This is a genomic window from Anaerorudis cellulosivorans, from assembly GCF_025943985.1.
GTDB classification, from domain to species: Bacteria; Bacteroidota; Bacteroidia; order Bacteroidales; family Dysgonomonadaceae; genus Anaerorudis; species Anaerorudis cellulosivorans.
This window is the reverse complement of record NZ_JAPCWE010000001.1, coordinates 186,220-204,593: the sequence shown is the minus strand read 5'-3', so window position 1 is coordinate 204,593 and position 18,374 is coordinate 186,220. Positions and strand designations below refer to the sequence as shown.

The 18,374-nt window shown below is 44.4% G+C and carries 7 protein-coding genes; 6 read left to right on the top strand and 1 reads right to left on the bottom strand.

Going from position 1 to position 18,374, the window contains the following annotated elements:
• The first annotated feature begins 181 nt into the window (after nt 1–181).
• From OLM34_RS00740 to OLM34_RS00725, 4 genes are all read left to right on the top strand, one after another.
• Entirely contained in the window at nt 182–2,527 is a 2,346-nt protein-coding gene (locus OLM34_RS00740) for a glycoside hydrolase family 127 protein (protein WP_264404573.1), read from the top strand.
• A 16-nt stretch (nt 2,528–2,543) separates the two neighbouring features.
• Nucleotides 2,544–4,478: a glycoside hydrolase family 97 protein gene (locus OLM34_RS00735; RefSeq protein WP_264404517.1), complete on the top strand. Its 1,935-nt coding sequence runs from the start codon at nt 2,544–2,546 to the stop codon at nt 4,476–4,478.
• A 174-nt stretch (nt 4,479–4,652) separates the two neighbouring features.
• Nucleotides 4,653–7,175, top strand: coding sequence for an alpha-L-arabinofuranosidase C-terminal domain-containing protein (locus OLM34_RS00730; RefSeq protein WP_264404516.1), 2,523 nt, complete (start codon nt 4,653–4,655; stop codon nt 7,173–7,175).
• A gap of 189 nt (nt 7,176–7,364) precedes the next feature.
• Nucleotides 7,365–8,861, top strand: a complete 1,497-nt coding sequence (locus tag OLM34_RS00725) for an alpha-N-arabinofuranosidase (protein WP_264404572.1) — start codon at nt 7,365–7,367, stop codon at nt 8,859–8,861.
• 135 nt (nt 8,862–8,996) lie between these two features.
• Here OLM34_RS00725 and OLM34_RS00720 read toward each other — a convergent pair whose 3' ends face one another.
• Nucleotides 8,997–13,232, bottom strand: coding sequence for a hybrid sensor histidine kinase/response regulator transcription factor (locus OLM34_RS00720; protein WP_264404514.1), 4,236 nt, complete (start codon nt 13,230–13,232; stop codon nt 8,997–8,999).
• A 468-nt stretch (nt 13,233–13,700) separates the two neighbouring features.
• On the opposite strand from OLM34_RS00720, the gene OLM34_RS00715 reads away from it, so the two are divergent.
• The gene (locus OLM34_RS00715; protein WP_320051496.1) at nt 13,701–16,652 is read left to right on the top strand and encodes a SusC/RagA family TonB-linked outer membrane protein; all 2,952 of its coding nucleotides are present in this window, start codon (nt 13,701–13,703) and stop codon (nt 16,650–16,652) included.
• A 12-nt stretch (nt 16,653–16,664) separates the two neighbouring features.
• Nucleotides 16,665–18,362, top strand: a complete 1,698-nt coding sequence (locus OLM34_RS00710; protein WP_264404510.1) for a RagB/SusD family nutrient uptake outer membrane protein — start codon at nt 16,665–16,667, stop codon at nt 18,360–18,362.
• Nucleotides 18,363–18,374 lie beyond the last annotated feature (12 nt).

The following is an 18,374-nucleotide window of genomic DNA, read 5'->3' as shown; positions in this document are numbered from 1 at the left end:
TAAAGTATAAAGTATAAAGTATAAAGTATAAAGTATAAAGTATAAAGTATAAAGTATAAAGTATAAAGTATAAAGTATAAAGTATAAAGTATAAAGTATAAAGTATAAAGTATAAAGTATAAAGTATAAAGTATGAATCATAGATTATAAATTACAAATTATGAATGGAAAGGGCAAACCAATGAAGAACTTCGTTTTGTTAATGGGTATTGCATTATGCGTTTTTCCGTTAACGGCACAAACCAGGCAACAGGTTGATTTATTTTCTCTTAATCAAGTTCGGTTGTTGGAGAGCCCTTTTCTTTCTGCTCAACAAACCGACTTGCGGTATTTGTTGGCATTGGAGCCGGATCGGCTGCTGTCGCCTTTTCTGCGCGAGGCCGGACTTCAACCCAAGGCGCCTTCGTATCCCAATTGGGAAAATACGGGGTTGGACGGTCATATCGGCGGGCATTACCTTTCGGCATTGTCGATGATGTATGCGGCGACCGGAGATGCGGAAGTGAAACGGCGGCTGGATTATTTTCTCGATGAGCTGAAACGGTGTCAGGATCATGTAGGTACGGGATTCATCGGAGGAACGCCGGGAAGTTTGGTGTTGTGGGAAGAGATTAAACGGGGCGATATCCGGGCGGGTTCGTTCGACCTGAACGGCAAATGGGTTCCGCTGTACAATATCCATAAGACTTACAACGGTTTACTGGATGCATATATTCATGTCGGGAGTGAACAGGCACGGGATATGTTGGTGAAATATACCGACTGGATGTTGGACATTACGGCGGGGTTGAGCGACGAACAGATGCAGGAGATGCTGAAGAGCGAGCATGGCGGACTGAACGAGGTGTTTGCTGCGGTTTACGAAATTACCGGCGATAAGAAATACCTGCAGTTGGCTCACCGCTTTTCGCACCTGAAAATTCTGCGGCCATTGATACAGGAAAAAGACAGTTTGACGGGTTTACATGCCAATACACAGATTCCTAAGGTGATCGGATATAAACGTATTGCCGATGACGAACACAATGCCGATTGGGACAAAGCTGCCCGCTTTTTCTGGAAAACGGTGACGGAGAACCGCTCGGTGTGTATCGGCGGGAACAGTGTGCGGGAACATTTCAATCCGCCGGACGATTTCAGTGCGATGATCGAGGATGTGCAGGGTCCCGAAACGTGCAATACCTACAACATGTTGCGACTGACGAAGAGGCTGTATAAGAGTACACCGGAAGTGTACCTGATGGATTATTACGAGAAGGCGCTGTTTAACCATATTCTTTCGTCGGAAGAACCGGAACGGGGCGGTTTTGTATATTTTACGCCGATGCGTCCGGGTCATTACCGGGTATATTCACAGCCGGAAACGAGTTTCTGGTGCTGTGTGGGAACGGGTTTGGAGAATCATGCCAAATACGGTGAATTGATCTATGCGCACGACAGGGATGCGTTGTATGTGAATCTTTTTATTCCTTCGCGTCTGACGTGGGAGGAAAAAGGGGTCGTTTTTTCACAGCGTACGCGTTTCCCGTACAGCGGAGAGATGAATTTTACGTTTGAAGAGGCGGAAAGCAAAAAATTGGCATTGAAACTGCGGATTCCTTCATGGGTAAAGGAGCCCGAACAAATTGAAGTGTCCGTTAACGGCGAATGGCTTGGCTATGGAGCAGTGACGGGTGAATACCTGACACTGGAACGAAAGTGGAAGAGAGGAGACAGCGTGACGTTGCGTCTGCCTATGCAGGTCAACCTGGTGCAGTTGCCCGACAAGAGTCCTTATTATGCTTTTCAGTATGGGCCGATTGTGTTGGCTGCGCCAATGGGTACGGAGGACCTGAAGGGACTGTATGCCGATGATAGTCGAGGGGGGCATATCGCTCACGGGAAGTTGATCCCCCTGAACGAAATTCCTGCTTTTATCGGCACGTCGGCCGAAATTGAAAGTTCGCTCAGCAGATTGGACGACGAGGGGTTGCGATTCGTATATACAGGGGAGACGTTCCCGGCACGGAAGGACATGGAGTTTATTCCGTTTTATGCGCTGCATAACCAACGTTATCTCATTTATTTTCCGCAGACCGAAAGCGTGCAGGATGATGCATCGCGACAAGCAAGTACCTTATACCAAAACCAGTATGACGAAATAGAAAACCGAACACTCGATGTGATTTATCCCGGCGAACAACAGTCGGAGTCCGACCATTTTATTCGTTACGAAGATTCGGAGACGGGAGACATTAACAACCGGCATTTCAGAAAAGCAAGGGGGTGGTTTGGTTACCGCATGAAAACAGAAGAGCCGGCTTCTTATCTTGCTATTGTACAACATAAAAATGAGGCAAACCGTTCGCTTATACTGATCGATAACGAGGAGTTGAAGGGCGAACCGAAGTTGGAACCGATGGATGATGATTTTGTGCGGTTGACGTATGCGCTTCCGCCTTTGAAAAGCGGGGAACACACGATTGTTTTTCAACCTGCCGGAGGGGAAGTAACTTCGTCGGTTTTCGAAATTCGTTTACTGAAATAAAAAAAAATACGCGATAATGAGATGTTTTTATTCGTTACTATTATGCATTTTCTTTGTTGAGGGCATGGTTGCACAAGAGGTGTGTAGTCCCGACGGTGCGCTGAAAGTGAAATTAACGCAAGAAGAGGGGACAGTGCGGTATGGAGTGGAATATCGAGGTAAAACCCTGCTGGAGCCTTCGCCGCTGGGAGTGGAGACTTCGATCGGCGATTTTACGTCCGGTCTGCATCATGTCGGCAGTGTGATGCGGAAAGTGGACGAAACGTATGCGTTGCTGCATGGCAAGGTAAGCCGGGTGCACTATGTGGCCAACGAATTGACGGCTACTTACACCAACGCCGGGAACGATTCGCTGGATGTGATATTCAGGGTGGCCGATAACGATATTTCGCTTGCTTACCGCATTCGCTCGAAGGACAAGTCTCGCTGTACGATTTACCGCGAACGGACGGGGTTCGATTTTCCTGCCGGTACCACTACTTTTATTACGCCGCAGGCGCCTGCGGGCAGCGGCTGGATGAAATCAAAACCGAGTTATGAAGAAGAATATACGGTGGAAGAGCCGGTGGGAACCCCTTCGCGGTACGGATTGGGATATACTTTCCCGGCGTTGTTTCATGTAGGTAACGATGGTTGGGTGCTGGTTTCGGAAACAGGCGTGAGCAGCAAATACGCAGGCACGCGATTGAGCGATGGAACGGCCGATGGGTTGTATACGATTGAATTTCCGATGAAAGGAGAGAACGGCGGAATAGGTGACACCACGGTTACGGCAGCGTTGCCGTTGCTGACATCGTGGAAAACCCTGACGGTGGGTGAAACGCTGAAGCCGATTGTAGAGACCACCTCGGCATGCAACGGAATAGAACCGCTGTACGAGCCTTCGCAACATTATGTGCCCGGCCGCAGCACGTGGAGCTGGATCTTGTGGCAGGATGCGAGCTGCAACTACAGGGATCAGCAAACGTTTATCGATCTGGCGGCGGCAATGGGGTACGAATACATTCTGATCGATGCACTGTGGGATAAGCAGATCGGGTACGAGAACATGCCGTCGCTGATTGCCTATGCACAGTCGAAGGGTGTGGATGTTATATTATGGTACAATTCCAACGGGGCTTGGAATGATGCGCCACAGGGACCGAAGCACAAAATGGATACGGCTCCTGCCCGACGGGAAGAGATGGAATGGATGAAGAGGTTGGGAGTGAAGGGAATCAAGGTGGATTTCTTTGGCGGCGACAAACAGGCGACGATGAAGCTGTATGAGGATATATTGACCGATGCTGACCGTTACGGCTTGTTTGTGAATTTTCACGGCACAACGTTGCCGCGGGGATGGGAGCGGATGTATCCCAACCATTTTTCGAGCGAGGCGACCCTGGCTTCGGAGAACCTGGTTTTCAGTCAGGATTTTGCGGACAAGGAGGCATTGGTGAGCACGATTTTGCCGTTTACGCGCAATGCGGTGGCGGCAATGGATTTCGGTCCGGTGTTTTTTAACCGTCGGTTTTCGAAAGACGACAGTTACGGTAATTACCGCAGGACGACCGATGCGTTTCAGGTGGCGACGGCGGTGCTGTATCAGTCGCCCTTGCAGCATTTCGGCATTACGCCGAACAACTTGGAGGAGCAGCCCGAATATGTGCTCGATTTTATGAAAAAGGTGCCCGTGGTGTGGGATGAGACGCGTTTTGTGGACGGTTATCCCGGAAAGTTCTGCGTGATTGCGCGACGGGCCGGCATTAAGTGGTATATTGCCGCCACACATGCCGATCATCAGCCCAAGGAACTCACGTTGTCGCTGCCGTGGCTGGCAGGGAAGCAGGTGAAAATCCTTTATGACAAGGACGACCGAACGGCTGGTTTGAAAACGGCGACTGTGGATAAAATGGGGAATTTGACGATCCGCATGCAGGGATTGGGCGGAGCAGTTGTTTATACCGACTAACGCCGATATGTTTTATGTAAATACATGTCCTGTATAAATTTATTCAGGATAAAAAAATATAACGGTATTTTCATGTAGGGCGAAGAAAATCCTGCGTCGAGAAAATATTTTTTGCAAAGAAGAGGATGTAGCTAAAATATAAATAAGATGAGATAAAGGATAAAAAATATAAGAATGAGAGAGAAGTGCTTTGTTAAAATTTTGTTGATCTGTGTGTTGGTAATATCGGGTTGGGGAAGGATTGTTGCCGATACTCCCGATTCGGCATGGTTGACGGTTGAAAATCGCAACGGTTTGTATTTCAAGTGGAGTATCGATGGTGAGCAGTGGCATTTGATCGATCATCGTTTTTTAGGTAGCGATTACGGACCGTGGGGGTCTCACAAGAAGATGCATGACCCCGTGCTGACAAGGGAAGACGGGCTGTGGAAGTGTGTCTTTCGGGTGGATGAAGCGGTTTACGGTCGGACGGTTTCTCCGGATCTGATTCACTGGAAACCTCAGGATTATTATATCGATCGGAATGCAAAGGGAGATCTTTTGACCTCTACGAATACGTTCGAAGTGGATTGGCAAACCATAGACAACCTGATGAAGACGGCGCAGCTGAGTGCTTACAAAAGGTTACTTTATGATGAGCAGGCGAAAGACGATGCGCTGCGTTTTTCCGGACTGCAACCGGTGAAAGTAACGGTTGAGGCCGATGTCGATAAATCGAAGAGGATCAGCGACAAACTGATTGGAGTTTTCTTTGAAGACATCAATTATGCAGCCGATGGCGGGTTGTATGCCGAGTTGCTGCAAAACCGCGGTTTCGAGTATTCCCGAAAAGATCGACGCGAATGGAACAGCACAACAGCATGGACCATTGACACACGGCATTCCCCCCATGAGATAAAGATTGATACGCTCAATCCTTTACACCCCAATAATCCACACCATGTGGTGTTGGAATCCGGCCAAACGTTGGTTAACGAGGGTTTTGACGGCATAGCGATTAAGCAGGGCGACAAATACGATTTTTCGATGTTTGCCAAAGCGGAAAAACCGGGAAGAATTTTCGTTAAACTGATCGACGATAAAGGAAATGCGGTGAGCAACGAAGCGATCATCAAGGTCAATGCTAAGCATTGGAAAAAATACGCATCGGTATTGACGGCTCGTCAAACAGTCACCAATGCAAAATTGCAGGTTGCCGTTTCTTCTTCTTCTTCTTCTTCTTCTTCTTCTTCTTCTTCTTCTTCACTTCCCGATAAGCATATCGGAGGAGCTGATGGTCCTACTGCAATTTATGTATCTGATGTTTCTTCTTCCCGTAAAAGTAAAGCAGGATGGGAAGTAAGATGTGACCTTTTTTCTCTTTTCCCGCAAAAAACCTTTAAAAACCGAAAAAACGGCTTGCGTGCCGATTTGGCACAGGCGATTGCCGACCTCAGCCCACGATTTGTGCGTTTTCCAGGTGGTTGTGTAGCGCACGGCAACGGCATTGAAAATATCTACCGGTGGAAAGAATCGATCGGCAGGTTGGAGGAGCGCAAACCCGATTTTAATCTTTGGGGTTATCACCAGACCAGGGGATTGGGCTATTTCGAGTATTTTCAGTTTTGTGAAGACATCGGAGCCGAACCGCTGCCGGTACTTGCTGCCGGTGTGCCGTGTCAAAATTCACGTGAGGGCAAAAACGGATTGGCCGGTCAGCAGGGCGGCATTCCGCTTGAAGAAATGGAGGCCTATATTCAGGATATCCTGGATTTGATTGAATGGGCGAACGGAGATAAATCGACCAGGTGGGGAAAACTCCGTGCACAAGCGGGACATCCCGAACCTTTCCATCTTAAGTATATAGGCATCGGCAACGAAGACTTGATCAGTGAGGTGTTTAAGGAGCGTTTCGAAATGATTTTCAACGCGATTAAGGAAAAACATCCCGAAATTACGGTTGTCGGTACTACCGGACCGTTTTATGAGGGCAGCGATTATGAAGAGGGTTGGCGGTTTGCTGCTGAATTGGGTGTGCCGATGGTGGATGAGCATTATTATGTATCGCCGGCATGGATGATTTACAATGCGGATTTTTACGATAAATACGACCGAAATAAACCGAAAGTGTATCTCGGCGAATATGCGGCTCACCTGCCCGGAAGACCCAACAACCTGGAAACGGCACTTGCCGAAGCGCTGCACCTTTGCAACGTTGAACGCAACGGCGATGTGGTAATGATGGCTTCTTATGCCCCGCTGCTAGCTAAAGAGGGACATACGCAATGGAATCCCGATTTGATTTATTTCAATAACACCGAAGTGAAACCCACGGTGGGTTATTGGGTTCAAAAACTTTTCGGGAACAATGCCGGTGAGGAGTACATTCCGGCAAGGGTTGAAATGGCGACGGACAACGCAAAAGTTCGTGCGCGTTTTGCCCATTCCATCGTGAGGGATGCGGCAACGGGAGATTATATCGTGAAACTGGTCAACATGTTGCCGGTGGAAATAACGGTTGCGTTTCGGAATTTCGACTTTGGGGATTTGCCTGTCGAAAAAACGGTTTTAACCGGAGATCCTTCAGACAAAACAGCGAAACCAGCTACCGTAAAGGAGAAAATACAAAACAACAACGTGGTGTTGCCGGCGTATTCGTTTACGGTTTTGCGTCTTTCGAAACATTTACCGATATCGGACATTTCGACAAAGGGGTGATGAAACGTACCAATTTCTCGAATCAAAAACACGGTGCGGTGATTCAAATAACCCAAGAAGAATATGAGCGATTGAAGAAATACTGTAAATAGGAAAGAAAAATCGATAAAACGCCAAATTGGTATTAAATCAGAATTGAAAATGAGAAAAACAAGTGTATTGAGTTTAATGGTAATGGTTTCTGTTGCGATGTTTGCTCAGCAGAAACCGGTGATGCGGGTCTATCCCGACAAAGGTGAACAGGTGATTCACAAAGAGATTTACGGTCAGTTTGCCGAACATCTGGGTCGGTGTATTTACGGCGGAATATGGGTTGGCGAAGATTCTCCCATTCCCAATATCAACGGTTACCGCAAAGATGTATTTGAAGCATTGAAAGCGTTGCAGGTACCCGTAATCCGTTGGCCGGGAGGGTGCTTTGCCGACGAATATCATTGGATGGATGGGATCGGTCCCCGTGAACAACGTCCCAAACTGGTGAATACCAATTGGGGAGGAACGGTGGAAGACAACAGTTTTGGCACGCACGAGTTTTTGAATTTGTGTGAGATGTTGGGATGCGAGCCCTATATCAGCGGGAATGTGGGTAGCGGAACAGTGGAAGAACTGGCAAAATGGGTGGAATACATGACATCGGATGCCGAGTCTGAGATGACGGCATTGCGTCGCAAAAACGGGCGAGAGAAGCCTTGGAAAGTGAAATATATCGGTGTGGGTAACGAAAGCTGGGGATGCGGAGGAAACATGACTCCCGAGTTTTACTCGGATATGTATCGGCGTTATCAGACCTATTGCCGCAATTACGGCGAAAATCGGCTGTACAAGGTGGCCAGCGGTGCGAGCGATTACGATTACAACTGGACGGAAGTGCTGATGAAAAATGCCGGTCGCCACATGAACGGTCTTTCGTTGCACTACTATACCGTACACCGTTGGGACAACAAAGGCTCTGCCACGCAGTTTGCGAAAGAGGAGTATTACCGGACGCTGGGTAAGGCGCTGGAAATCGAGCAAGTGCTGAAGAACCATATTGCCATCATGGACAAATACGATCCACGAAAGAGAGTGGGTTTGTTGGTGGACGAGTGGGGTACCTGGTGGGATGAAGAACCGGGTACGGTGCGCGGGCATCTGTATCAGCAGAATACGATGCGCGACGCTTTTGTGGCTGCGCTTACGCTGGATGTTTTTCATAAATATACCGACCGGGTGGTGATGGCCAACATTGCCCAGATGGTGAATGTGTTGCAGTCCATGATTTTGACGGATGACAAAGGAAGAATGGTGTTGACGCCAACCTATCACGTTTTCCGGATGTATAAGGTGCATCAGGATGCCACGTATCTGCCTTTTGATTTGATATGCGAAAAAAAGAAAGTGGAAGAAAACCGTACGGTGCCGATGATCAGTGCTACGGCTTCGCGCGACAAGAACGGGGTGATTCATCTTTCTCTCTCGAACGTGGATGCCGACAACAGTCAGGAAATTACCGTGGAATTAGCCGGATTGAAGGGCAAAAAAGTTACCGGAGAGATCTTAATGGCGGCTAATCTGACCGACCACAATACGTTTGAGAGCCCGAATACGGTGAAACCGACCGCATTTAACGGTGCAAAAATAGTAGGTGACGGTGCACTGACGGTGAATCTTCCGGCAAAATCTATTGTCACGTTGGAAATCAAATGATGTAGGGTTTTTTATCTCGGCTTTTTAGATTCAAGGCTGCATTTTCCCGTACAGGCACATCTGCTTGCAAAACGACGGGAAGATGCAGCCGTTTTTTTGGCTTTCCCGTTTCAATCTTTGGTTTTTTCGTTTAATTTACGGTTTTCCTTTTTCAACCTGTTCTCCCTTTGACTCGTTCTTGATGGTGAATTTTTCCATATACTCGCTCGGAAGCATGTTGAATTCTTTTTTGAAGCAGGCGCTGAAATATTTGGGATCATTGAATCCTACATTGTATGCCAATTCGGATATTCGGATGTTTTGGGTGTCTTCCATAATTTTGCAGGCAGCTTTCAGGCGGATGTTACGGATGAAAGCCGAGGTATTGAGGCCGGTGAGCGATTTGAGTTTGTTGTAGAGCGTGGATTTGCTGGTTCCCATCTCTTCCACGAATTGTGCCTGATCGAATTCGACATCGTCGAGATGGCGGTAAACACAATCGATGGCTTTTTGAATAAACTGCTTATCGATACTGGTATAGTTGAGGTCTTTCAACTCGAAAAACACCTGATTTTTGAAATCGCCGGCCATTCTTTCCCTGTTTTTCAGCAGGTTCTTGATTCGTGCATACAAAACGCTCAAGTTGAACGGTTTACTGATAAAGGCGTCGGCGCCCGATTCGTAGGCTTCGGCTTTATCTTCCTCCTTATTTTTGGCTGTGAGCAGAATGATGGGAATGTGACTGTATTCGATGGTGCTCTTGACGAACCGGCACAATGCGATGCCGTCCATTTCGGGCATCATGATATCGGAGATGATGAGTTCCACCGTTTCGTTTTCGATAATAGTGACAGCCTCTTTGCCGTTTTCTGCCGTGAGTACGTTGTACTCTTTACCCAGCAGGCGTACCATGAGTTGCAGCAATTCTTCGTTGTCTTCGACCACCAGCAGCGTAGGCGCTTGTAATTTGTTTTTGGAGTCTGTGTTCTCGGAAACATCTGTGGTTTGAGCCGGATTATTAGTGCATTCTTCATCAATGACAACGGCCGGCTCTTCTTCGACTTCAGAAGAGTTGAAATATGATTTTTCGATGGGGAAAGTAAGGAAGAAAGTACAACCTTTGTTTTTTTCACTTTCCACCCGGATATCGCCATAGTGGAGATTGACCAGGTCTTTGGTAAGGGATAACCCGATTCCTGTTCCGGTGGTATTGAAGCGACGGTAATCACCTTCGTAGAAACGGGTGAACAGATTTTTTTGATCTTCGGACGAGATGCCGCAGCCGTTGTCTTTGACGGATAGAAGAACATAGTCGCGATTATTGTTTCTGTAAGAGAGATTTACCTGAATAAATCCGTCCTCCGGTGTATATTTGGCCGCGTTGGAGATGAGATTGTAGAGTATCTTGTCTATTTTGTCGGGATCAAAATAACCGGAGATGTTTTCGGGATTGCTCACAAATGAGAGGTGTATTTTTTTCTTTTTGATTAAAGGGCGAAAGCTTTCGGTTTTTGTTCTTACGAAATCCGAGAGATTACCATACGATACACGCAAGCGGAGATTGCCGCTTTCGGCTTTACGAAATTCCAGTATTTGCTGAAAGAGCCGCATCAGTCTGTGGATGTTTTGTGTGATAACGGTGAAAATGTCGTCGGAACGGGGCGTAGTCATCTTCAATTCGTCTACCGATGCCGAAATAATGGTCAATGGCGTGAGGAATTCGTGCGTGATGTTGGTGAAAAACTGCAGTTTGGTTTGATTGAGTTCTTCGGCTTTTTCCTGCTCCATTTGCTTCAGTTGCAGTTGGTTTTTTAGTTGGATGCGGTTGCGGATGTTTCGGTAAATGAGGTAGGCAATGGTGAGCGAGATCACAACGTAAAGGGTGAATGCCCACCATGTGAGCCAGAAAGGGGGAAGCACCTCAACGGAAATTTGTTGGATTTCGTTGTTCCAGATACCGTTTTGTGAGGTTGCTTTTAGCATGAAAGTATAATTGCCGGGTGACAGGTTGTTGTAGTAGGCGAAATGCCTTTTCGAATCGGTATATTGCCATTCTTTATCGAATCCGTCGAGTTTATAGGCATATTGACTGAGTTCGGGATTGCGATAGCTCAAGGAAGCGAACTCGATGCTGAAATTGTTGTATTTGTGCGGTATGATGAGACGTTTTGTGTAGGGAGGAATTTGTGCCAGTATTTTTTTTCTTTCTTTTTCCTGCATACCGGAAACGGATCGATTGAATATTTTGATGTCGGTTACAAAAAAAGGGCTTTCGACCACAGCATGTTTTATGAGTTCGGGTGAGAAACCGATAAAACCTTTGTAGCCGCCGAAAAAGAGTTCGCCGTCGTGATTAAATGAAGATTTGGGAATGAAAAAATTGTCTTGAAGTCCATCGGTGGTGGTATAGATGCGGAAAGAATCCAATTCGGCTTCAGGGTTGAATGAGAGTTTGATCAATCCCTTGTTGGTTCCCAGCCAGAGATTGCCTTCGCGATCTTCTTCAATGCTTCCCACCATGTCGCCGAGGATGTTGTGGGGCGGATTTTTCTCGATAAAGGAATCCGTTTTTTCATCATACAGAAACAGTCCGCCGTTTTCGGTACCTGCCCAAATGCGGTTGGATTTATCGAGATGAAGGCAGAGCACGCTGTTGGTTGAAATGTTTTGCTTTTCGAAGCAGTAATTTTTGCAGGTGATGTGCTGCATCGAGGCAAAATCTCCCGATAGCCGGATTAACCCGTAGTTGATGGTAGCCAGCCAGATATTATGATTCGGGTCTTCGAGGATATCTTTCACATAGCATTGGGAGAGGTTTTGGTTTCCCGCGCTCAGGTCGTTCAAGGTGAATCCGTTGCCGTCGGGCGACAAAACGCCTACGCCGGTTTGAGTTCCTATCCAGCAATTGGCATGGCTGTCTTCGTAGAGCGAAATGATGCGGTCTTCTTTGATAAAAGAGCTGTTGGCGTAAGTGAATTGCCGACAGGGCATGCCTTTGCGGTAGCTGTAAAGGCCATTGCCGTAGGAAGCAAACAGGATTTCGCCGTTTTTTCGTTGAAGAATATCGTAAATAGTAGCATACCCCATGGTTTTCAATTCGGGAATTTGTGACTGATGCCGATACGTACCGTTTTTACGGTTGTAGTAAACCAGACCGTAAGTGCCTATTCCTATCCAAATATTGTTATCTTGATCTACCAAAAGTGAACGCACCGTCGATGTGGGAACTTGCGGGATGTTGACAGTGAAAGTATGGAAAGGCGTTTTTTCGGTATGGGTGATGAATACCCCGCCGCCGATGGTACCGATCCAGATGTTGTTTTCGTGGTCGCGGATGATGGAATTGATTTCGTCACTCGGAATGCGGTAAAACGATTGGGTGGATTTGTAATTGATGAAACGTTCAGGATGGTCGTATTCCAGAATACTCAATCCACTACGGGTACCGATCCACAACGCGCCTGTATTGACATCTTCACAAATATCGTAAACAATATTGTCGGAAAGGCTGAAGTTGTCAGCAGGATTGTTGCGGAAAGTTTGCCAGGAAACATTTTCAGGATCACGTGGATTTTTCAGCAATTGCAAACCTGCGTCCCATGTTCCTATCCAGATATTTTTTCTACTGTCTTCATAGATTACATGAGCAGAATTGCGTTCGTTCATTTGCGGGTAGGGTACAAAGACTTGTTTTTTGGAATCGTAACGGAACAAACCCCTGTTCCATGTACCGATCCATATATCGCCGCAGGAGTCTTCCAGGAGGGATTTGACGGGACTGTCGGAGAGTACGCCGTTGGTGCTATTTCTGTTGAGGTAGACAAATTCGTTTTGTTCGGGAGAATACCTGAACAATCCTTCATCGAGTCCAAGCCATATTTCGTCGTCGCGGGTTACCAGAATGCATGAAACAACGGGATTGGGAATGCCGGGAACAGGTACTCTTTTTATATCTCCCGTTTTTTTGTTCAGAACATTTAACCCGTCTTGCGTGCCGATCCACAAGTGGTGGTCGTGATCTTCGGCCAAACACAGAATGTTGTTGTTTGAGAGGGAGTTTGGGTTGTTTAGTCGGCGCGTATAGACACTGATTTGATAGCCGTCATATTTGCATAGTCCGTATCGGGTGGCGAACCAAATGAATCCGTCTTTATCTTGATATACCTTCTGCACTTCGTTGGTAGGCAGTCCGTCGGAAGTGGAAAGCTGATTAAACGTTAACGGGACATGTTTTTTTTGTTCGGCTTGTTCTCTTTGTGCAACCTGTCCTTGTGTTGTTGTATGTTCTTTTGGAGTAGCTGCATCAATCGCATTTATTCCCTTCAGCCAAAGGAAGAGTAGCAAAACGGCACTATATTTTTTTATCGATCGATATCTTAAATAATGCTTCATCTCATTCTCTTTTTTCAAAAATAGTAACTTTTGTATGAATAACGAAATGTAATGCATTTTTTTAACGTGATTTTGTGTAGTTGTTATTTTATTTAAAATGAACAACTTGTCTTAAATTCTTCCTTTTTGAATGATAAATGGAGTAAAAGTTTATTATGAATATATAATTTTGGAGGCGAGAAATTTTACAATATTTTAATATAAGAAAGGAGGTATCAAATGTTGGAAGGAGCTATTGGAAGGAGCTATAGGGTAAAATGTGTATAAATGTAGAGCGTTGTAATGAAAAATAGTTGAAAAAATGAAGTAAAATACAGATAATTTAGGAAATTCAACCGGGAAAAAATTTAGTATAAGGTTTTATTTAACAAAAAATTTAATTTTAAAAACATGAAAATGAAGAAAAGGACTTTATTTAGTTTTGAAAAAGGGATATTATTGGCATTTCTATTGATAATCTCCCTTGCGATGTTTGCCCAGCAGATTACCGTAAAAGGGACGGTAAAGGACACGAAAGGCGAACCGCTTATCGGTGTTACTGTTCGGATTGAAGGCACTACTATCGGGACAATAACCGATATGGACGGTGTTTTTACCTTATCTAATGTTCCTAGAGATGCCACGCTGGAAATTTCTTATGTGGGAATGAAAACGCAACGCATACCGGTGAATGGCAGGACAGCAATAGATGTGGTAATGGAAGAAGAAACCGAGATGTTGGAAGAAGTGGTTGTAGTGGGTTATGGAACTCAGAAGAAATCGGATATAACAGGATCTGTAACTTCAGTTCCCAAAGATCGTTTTTCAAAGCTGCCTGTTACTAATGTTTTGCAAGCCATTCAAGGTGTAGCGGCAGGTATTAATATTACCCAGTCTTCCTCTATTCCCGGTGATGCTCCCAGCGTGATGGTCAGAGGACGCAATTCTATTAATGCTTCTTCAGAACCTTATATTGTTGTTGATGGAGTGCCATTGAGTAAAACTGATGGCTCGTTAAATGATATTAATCCCAACGATATTGAATCTATGGAAATATTGAAAGACGCATCCGCAACTGCTATTTATGGGACAAATGGTGCTAATGGCGTTATTCTGATTACGACTAAACGAGGTTCAACCGGAAAGCCGGTAATTCGTTACAATGGTTATGGAGGAGTTGAAGGAATGGCTCATGTGTTGGAACCGGGATCACCCGAACAAGTATTGGAACGTTATGCCGAGTATGCTCGTATACAAGGTGCCAGTTTATATCAGGGAGGGCCAATTCGATATGAATATGAGGCCGAAAATTATGCCAACGGGAAAACCGTTGATTGGATTGATTTGGTGACGCAAACAGGAAATATTCAGGATCATAATTTAAGTATATCTGGTGGGAGAGAGAATGTAAAATATTATGTTTCGGGTGATTTTATGAATGAAAAGGGTATCGTGAAAGGATATAATTACAAAAGATATTCTATTCGTACCAATATTGATATGAATCCAACAGACTATTTAACGATTGGAACCAATTCTTATATTGTCTCTCATAATCGCGATGGAGGACGAGCCAATTTACTCAATGCGGAAGCCATGAGTCCTTATGCAAGAGTATATGAAGAGGATGGTTCCCTTACTCATTATCCCATGTATTCGGAAACGCTTTGGGCAAATCCCTTGCTTTCAACGACCCTTGATCCTGAACGTCGCCAGTTCAATATCAGTGTAAACGGCTATGGCGAAGTAAATTTTGGAAATATCTGGAGCCCATTATCTGGTTTGCAATATAAATTGAATGCCGGCTATACGTATATTCCCTGGAGAACAAATGAATACGAGGGGAAATCTGTTTACAATATGACCGGGTGGGGTAAAATTTTTAATCGAGAAACACAAACATGGACTTTGGAAAATATTCTTACGTATAATAAAGATTTTGATGTTCATCATTTTGATTTTACAGGATTGTATGCTGCCAGTCGGAAGCATTATCAGGAAAGTACTTCAGAGGGCAGTATTTTCCCAAATGATGATCTTGAATGGGGTAATTTAGGAGCAGCAGCAACGCATAAGGTTGGTTCTTATGCAGACCTTTATACTTCACTTTCTCAAATGGGACGTATAAATTACTCGTATGACAGCCGATATTTGTTTACGTTCACGGTTCGTCGTGATGGCTCTTCGGTATTTGGAATAAATAATAAATATGGTATATTTCCTTCTGTTGCTTTGGGATGGAACATGAGTAGGGAAAAATTCATGGAGCCGATGGTAAATGTATTGAATAATTTGAAGATCCGACTCTCTTATGGTAAATCCGGTAATGAAGCTATTGGCGTTTATCAGAGTTTGACAAAAATGTCAACCTCTGCATTAGCGATGGGTAAAGCTTCTCATACAACATTGAAAACCCAGGCTTCTATGGGGAATAATGATTTGTCGTGGGAAACTACCACAGGTTTTAATGGAGGAATCGATTTTGGATTTTTGAATAATCGCGTGAATGGTACTATTGATTTTTATAAGACCAATACTTCCGATTTGCTTTTGAAACGCAGTTTACCTCAAATAACCGGTTATCAAAATGTTTGGGCAAATATGGGTAAAACATCCAATACAGGTGTTGAAGTAACAGTCAACTCGAAGAATATTGTGACCAAAGATTTTACATGGTCAATGGGGATTGTTTTTTCATGGAATAAAAACAAAATTATTGACCTTTATGGCGATGGTAAAGATGATATTGGTAACCGTTGGTTTATTGGGCATCCTATAGGGGTTATTTATGATTATACGATGGTTGGAATTTGGCAAGAAGATGAAATTGCTGCAGGTGAACATTTGAATTGGGATCCAGTAGCTCAAGCCGGAGATGTGAAGTTAGCCGATATAAGTGGACCGGAAGGGAAATCCGATGGAAAAATAGATGATAACGATCGGAGCATTTTAGGACAGACTTCTCCAAAATGGATTGGGGGGTTGACTAATACTTTTTCCTATAAGGATTTTTCATTAAGTATATTTATCAATACTGTTCAAGGTTTAATGCGAAACAATACAACTATTGGGACAGCTTCTGACGAAATGGGACGGCGTAATGGTCCTGCAGAGATAGGATTCTGGACACCTGAAAACAAGAGTAATAGGTGGAGATCGTTGAGCAATACCTCTAATCGACATGGGTATGGCTTTCCATGTGATGCAAGTTATACACGTATAAAAGATATTACGTTGAGTTATAATTTACCTTCAGTGGTGATTAAAAATATAGGAATAAGTGGAATACAATTGTATTTAAGCGGGCGTAATCTTTATACGTTTACCGACTGGATTGGCTGGGATCCTGAAGCACGTTACGATCCAAGAGGATCTGGTGACTGGAGTACAAATTATCCGGTGGTACGGAGTTATGTTTTAGGAGTTAATGTTACATTTTAATAATATTGAATCATGAAAAGAATCATATACTATACTATAATTACTTTCATTTTATCTATGGGTTTAATTTCATGCGGTGATAGTTTTTTGGATGAAAGGGTATATTCTTATTATGTCCCTGGTCATGCTGATGCGACCACCATTGAAGCACAGATTATGGGGCTTCATCGTACCTTTGCCGAACTGTGGGGATGGAGCAGTCAACAAGGATTTCTTTCTTGTTGGCAAATAGGGACAGATGTGGCTTCTGCGGGTGCAACTCAAGGAGTTGAAGTTCCTTTTTATCAATATGCTAATCTTAACGCAGAAAATGCAGGTGTACAATATTTATGGAGCAAGTGTTACGATTTCATTAATAATGCTAATATTATAATTTCTACTGTAGGGGAAAATAATAAATCCGCTACTGCGGAGGCAAAATTTTTTAGGGCTTATGCCTATAACTTATTGGTTACGTTATGGGGAGATGTTCCGTTGATTGTTGAAGCGATAACGGTTCCTCGTACAGATTTCACACGGCAAAAAGTTGCAGATGTGGATCAATTGATCGATGAGGATTTAACTTTTGCGATCGCCAATCTTCCTGAAGTTGGGAAAGCATCAAATGAAAGTCGTATCAATAAAGATATGGCTCGTCAATTGGCAGGTGAGGCTTATTTGCGCATGGGGATGAGGGATAATAGTTATCTTGCAAAGGCTGAACAAGTTTTGACCGATATTATCGAAAGTAAAAAGTATGCTCTCATAGATGAACGATATGGGGACACAAGTGAAGCCGGAGATTATTATCACGATATGTTTAAATGGGGGAAACAACGTCGCTCGCAAGGTAACACGGAAGCTATCTGGACATTTGAAATGGAATATAATCGCAATGTTAATGGGGGCACTATCGATAATCCCCAACATCGCCGAGTATGGCAACCGGCTTATCATAAATGGGATGGGATGGTTAACTGCGATTCGTTAGGTGGTAGAGGAAACGGACGTCTTCGTTTGAGTAATTTTATGAAGTATGGACTTTATGAAAAAGGAGACATACGAAATAGTAATTATAATATTCGTCGTTATACCTATTATAATCGTCCGAACTGGAGTGCAGAGATCGGTATTGATGCGAAAGGATTCAGAGTTGACAAATCATCCCCTAAAGCGGTCAGCGTCATTACAGTTAAGACAGGAGATCGTGCTATTCCGTATGAAACGGATAGTCTTGAAGTTTGGTACCCCCATACGACAAAATGGGGAGCTTATGATGTAACGGACGATTTTGGATATGCCGTTGTAAAAGATTGGCCTGTAATGCGATTTGGAGAAACGTATTTGCTGCGAGCTGAAGCTCGATTTCGTCAAAATAATCTTTCTGGAGCAGCTGAAGATATCAACAAGTTGAGAGACAGGGCATTCAAAATAGCACGTCAGCAAACCGCGAATCCTAATTTAGGTAAAATTAATGCTAGTGATATTACCTTAGATTTTATTCTTGATGAACGTGCTCGTGAATTGATTGGAGAAGAAAATCGTCGTATGACATTGGTGCGTACGGGTATGCTCGCTGAGCGCATTGAAAAAAATGGAGATAAAGTGCCTTATGCCCCAGAAAATAAAGTTATTACCGGTTTTCAAAATTATAATGTATTGCTTCCTCTTCCTTTAACTGAAATTCAGCTGAACAAGGATGCTGTGCTGGAACAAAATCCGGGATATTGATAAAAATTTATC

Coding starts and splice junctions, on each gene's coding strand:
- OLM34_RS00740 (WP_264404573.1), top strand. CDS start 182: ATGAAGAACTTCGTTTTGTTAATGGGTATTGCATTATGCGTTTTTCCG.
- OLM34_RS00735 (WP_264404517.1), top strand. CDS start 2,544: ATGAGATGTTTTTATTCGTTACTATTATGCATTTTCTTTGTTGAGGGC.
- OLM34_RS00730 (WP_264404516.1), top strand. CDS start 4,653: ATGAGAGAGAAGTGCTTTGTTAAAATTTTGTTGATCTGTGTGTTGGTA.
- OLM34_RS00725 (WP_264404572.1), top strand. CDS start 7,365: ATGTTTGCTCAGCAGAAACCGGTGATGCGGGTCTATCCCGACAAAGGT.
- OLM34_RS00720 (WP_264404514.1), bottom strand. CDS start 13,232: ATGAAGCATTATTTAAGATATCGATCGATAAAAAAATATAGTGCCGTT.
- OLM34_RS00715 (WP_320051496.1), top strand. CDS start 13,701: ATGTTTGCCCAGCAGATTACCGTAAAAGGGACGGTAAAGGACACGAAA.
- OLM34_RS00710 (WP_264404510.1), top strand. CDS start 16,665: ATGAAAAGAATCATATACTATACTATAATTACTTTCATTTTATCTATG.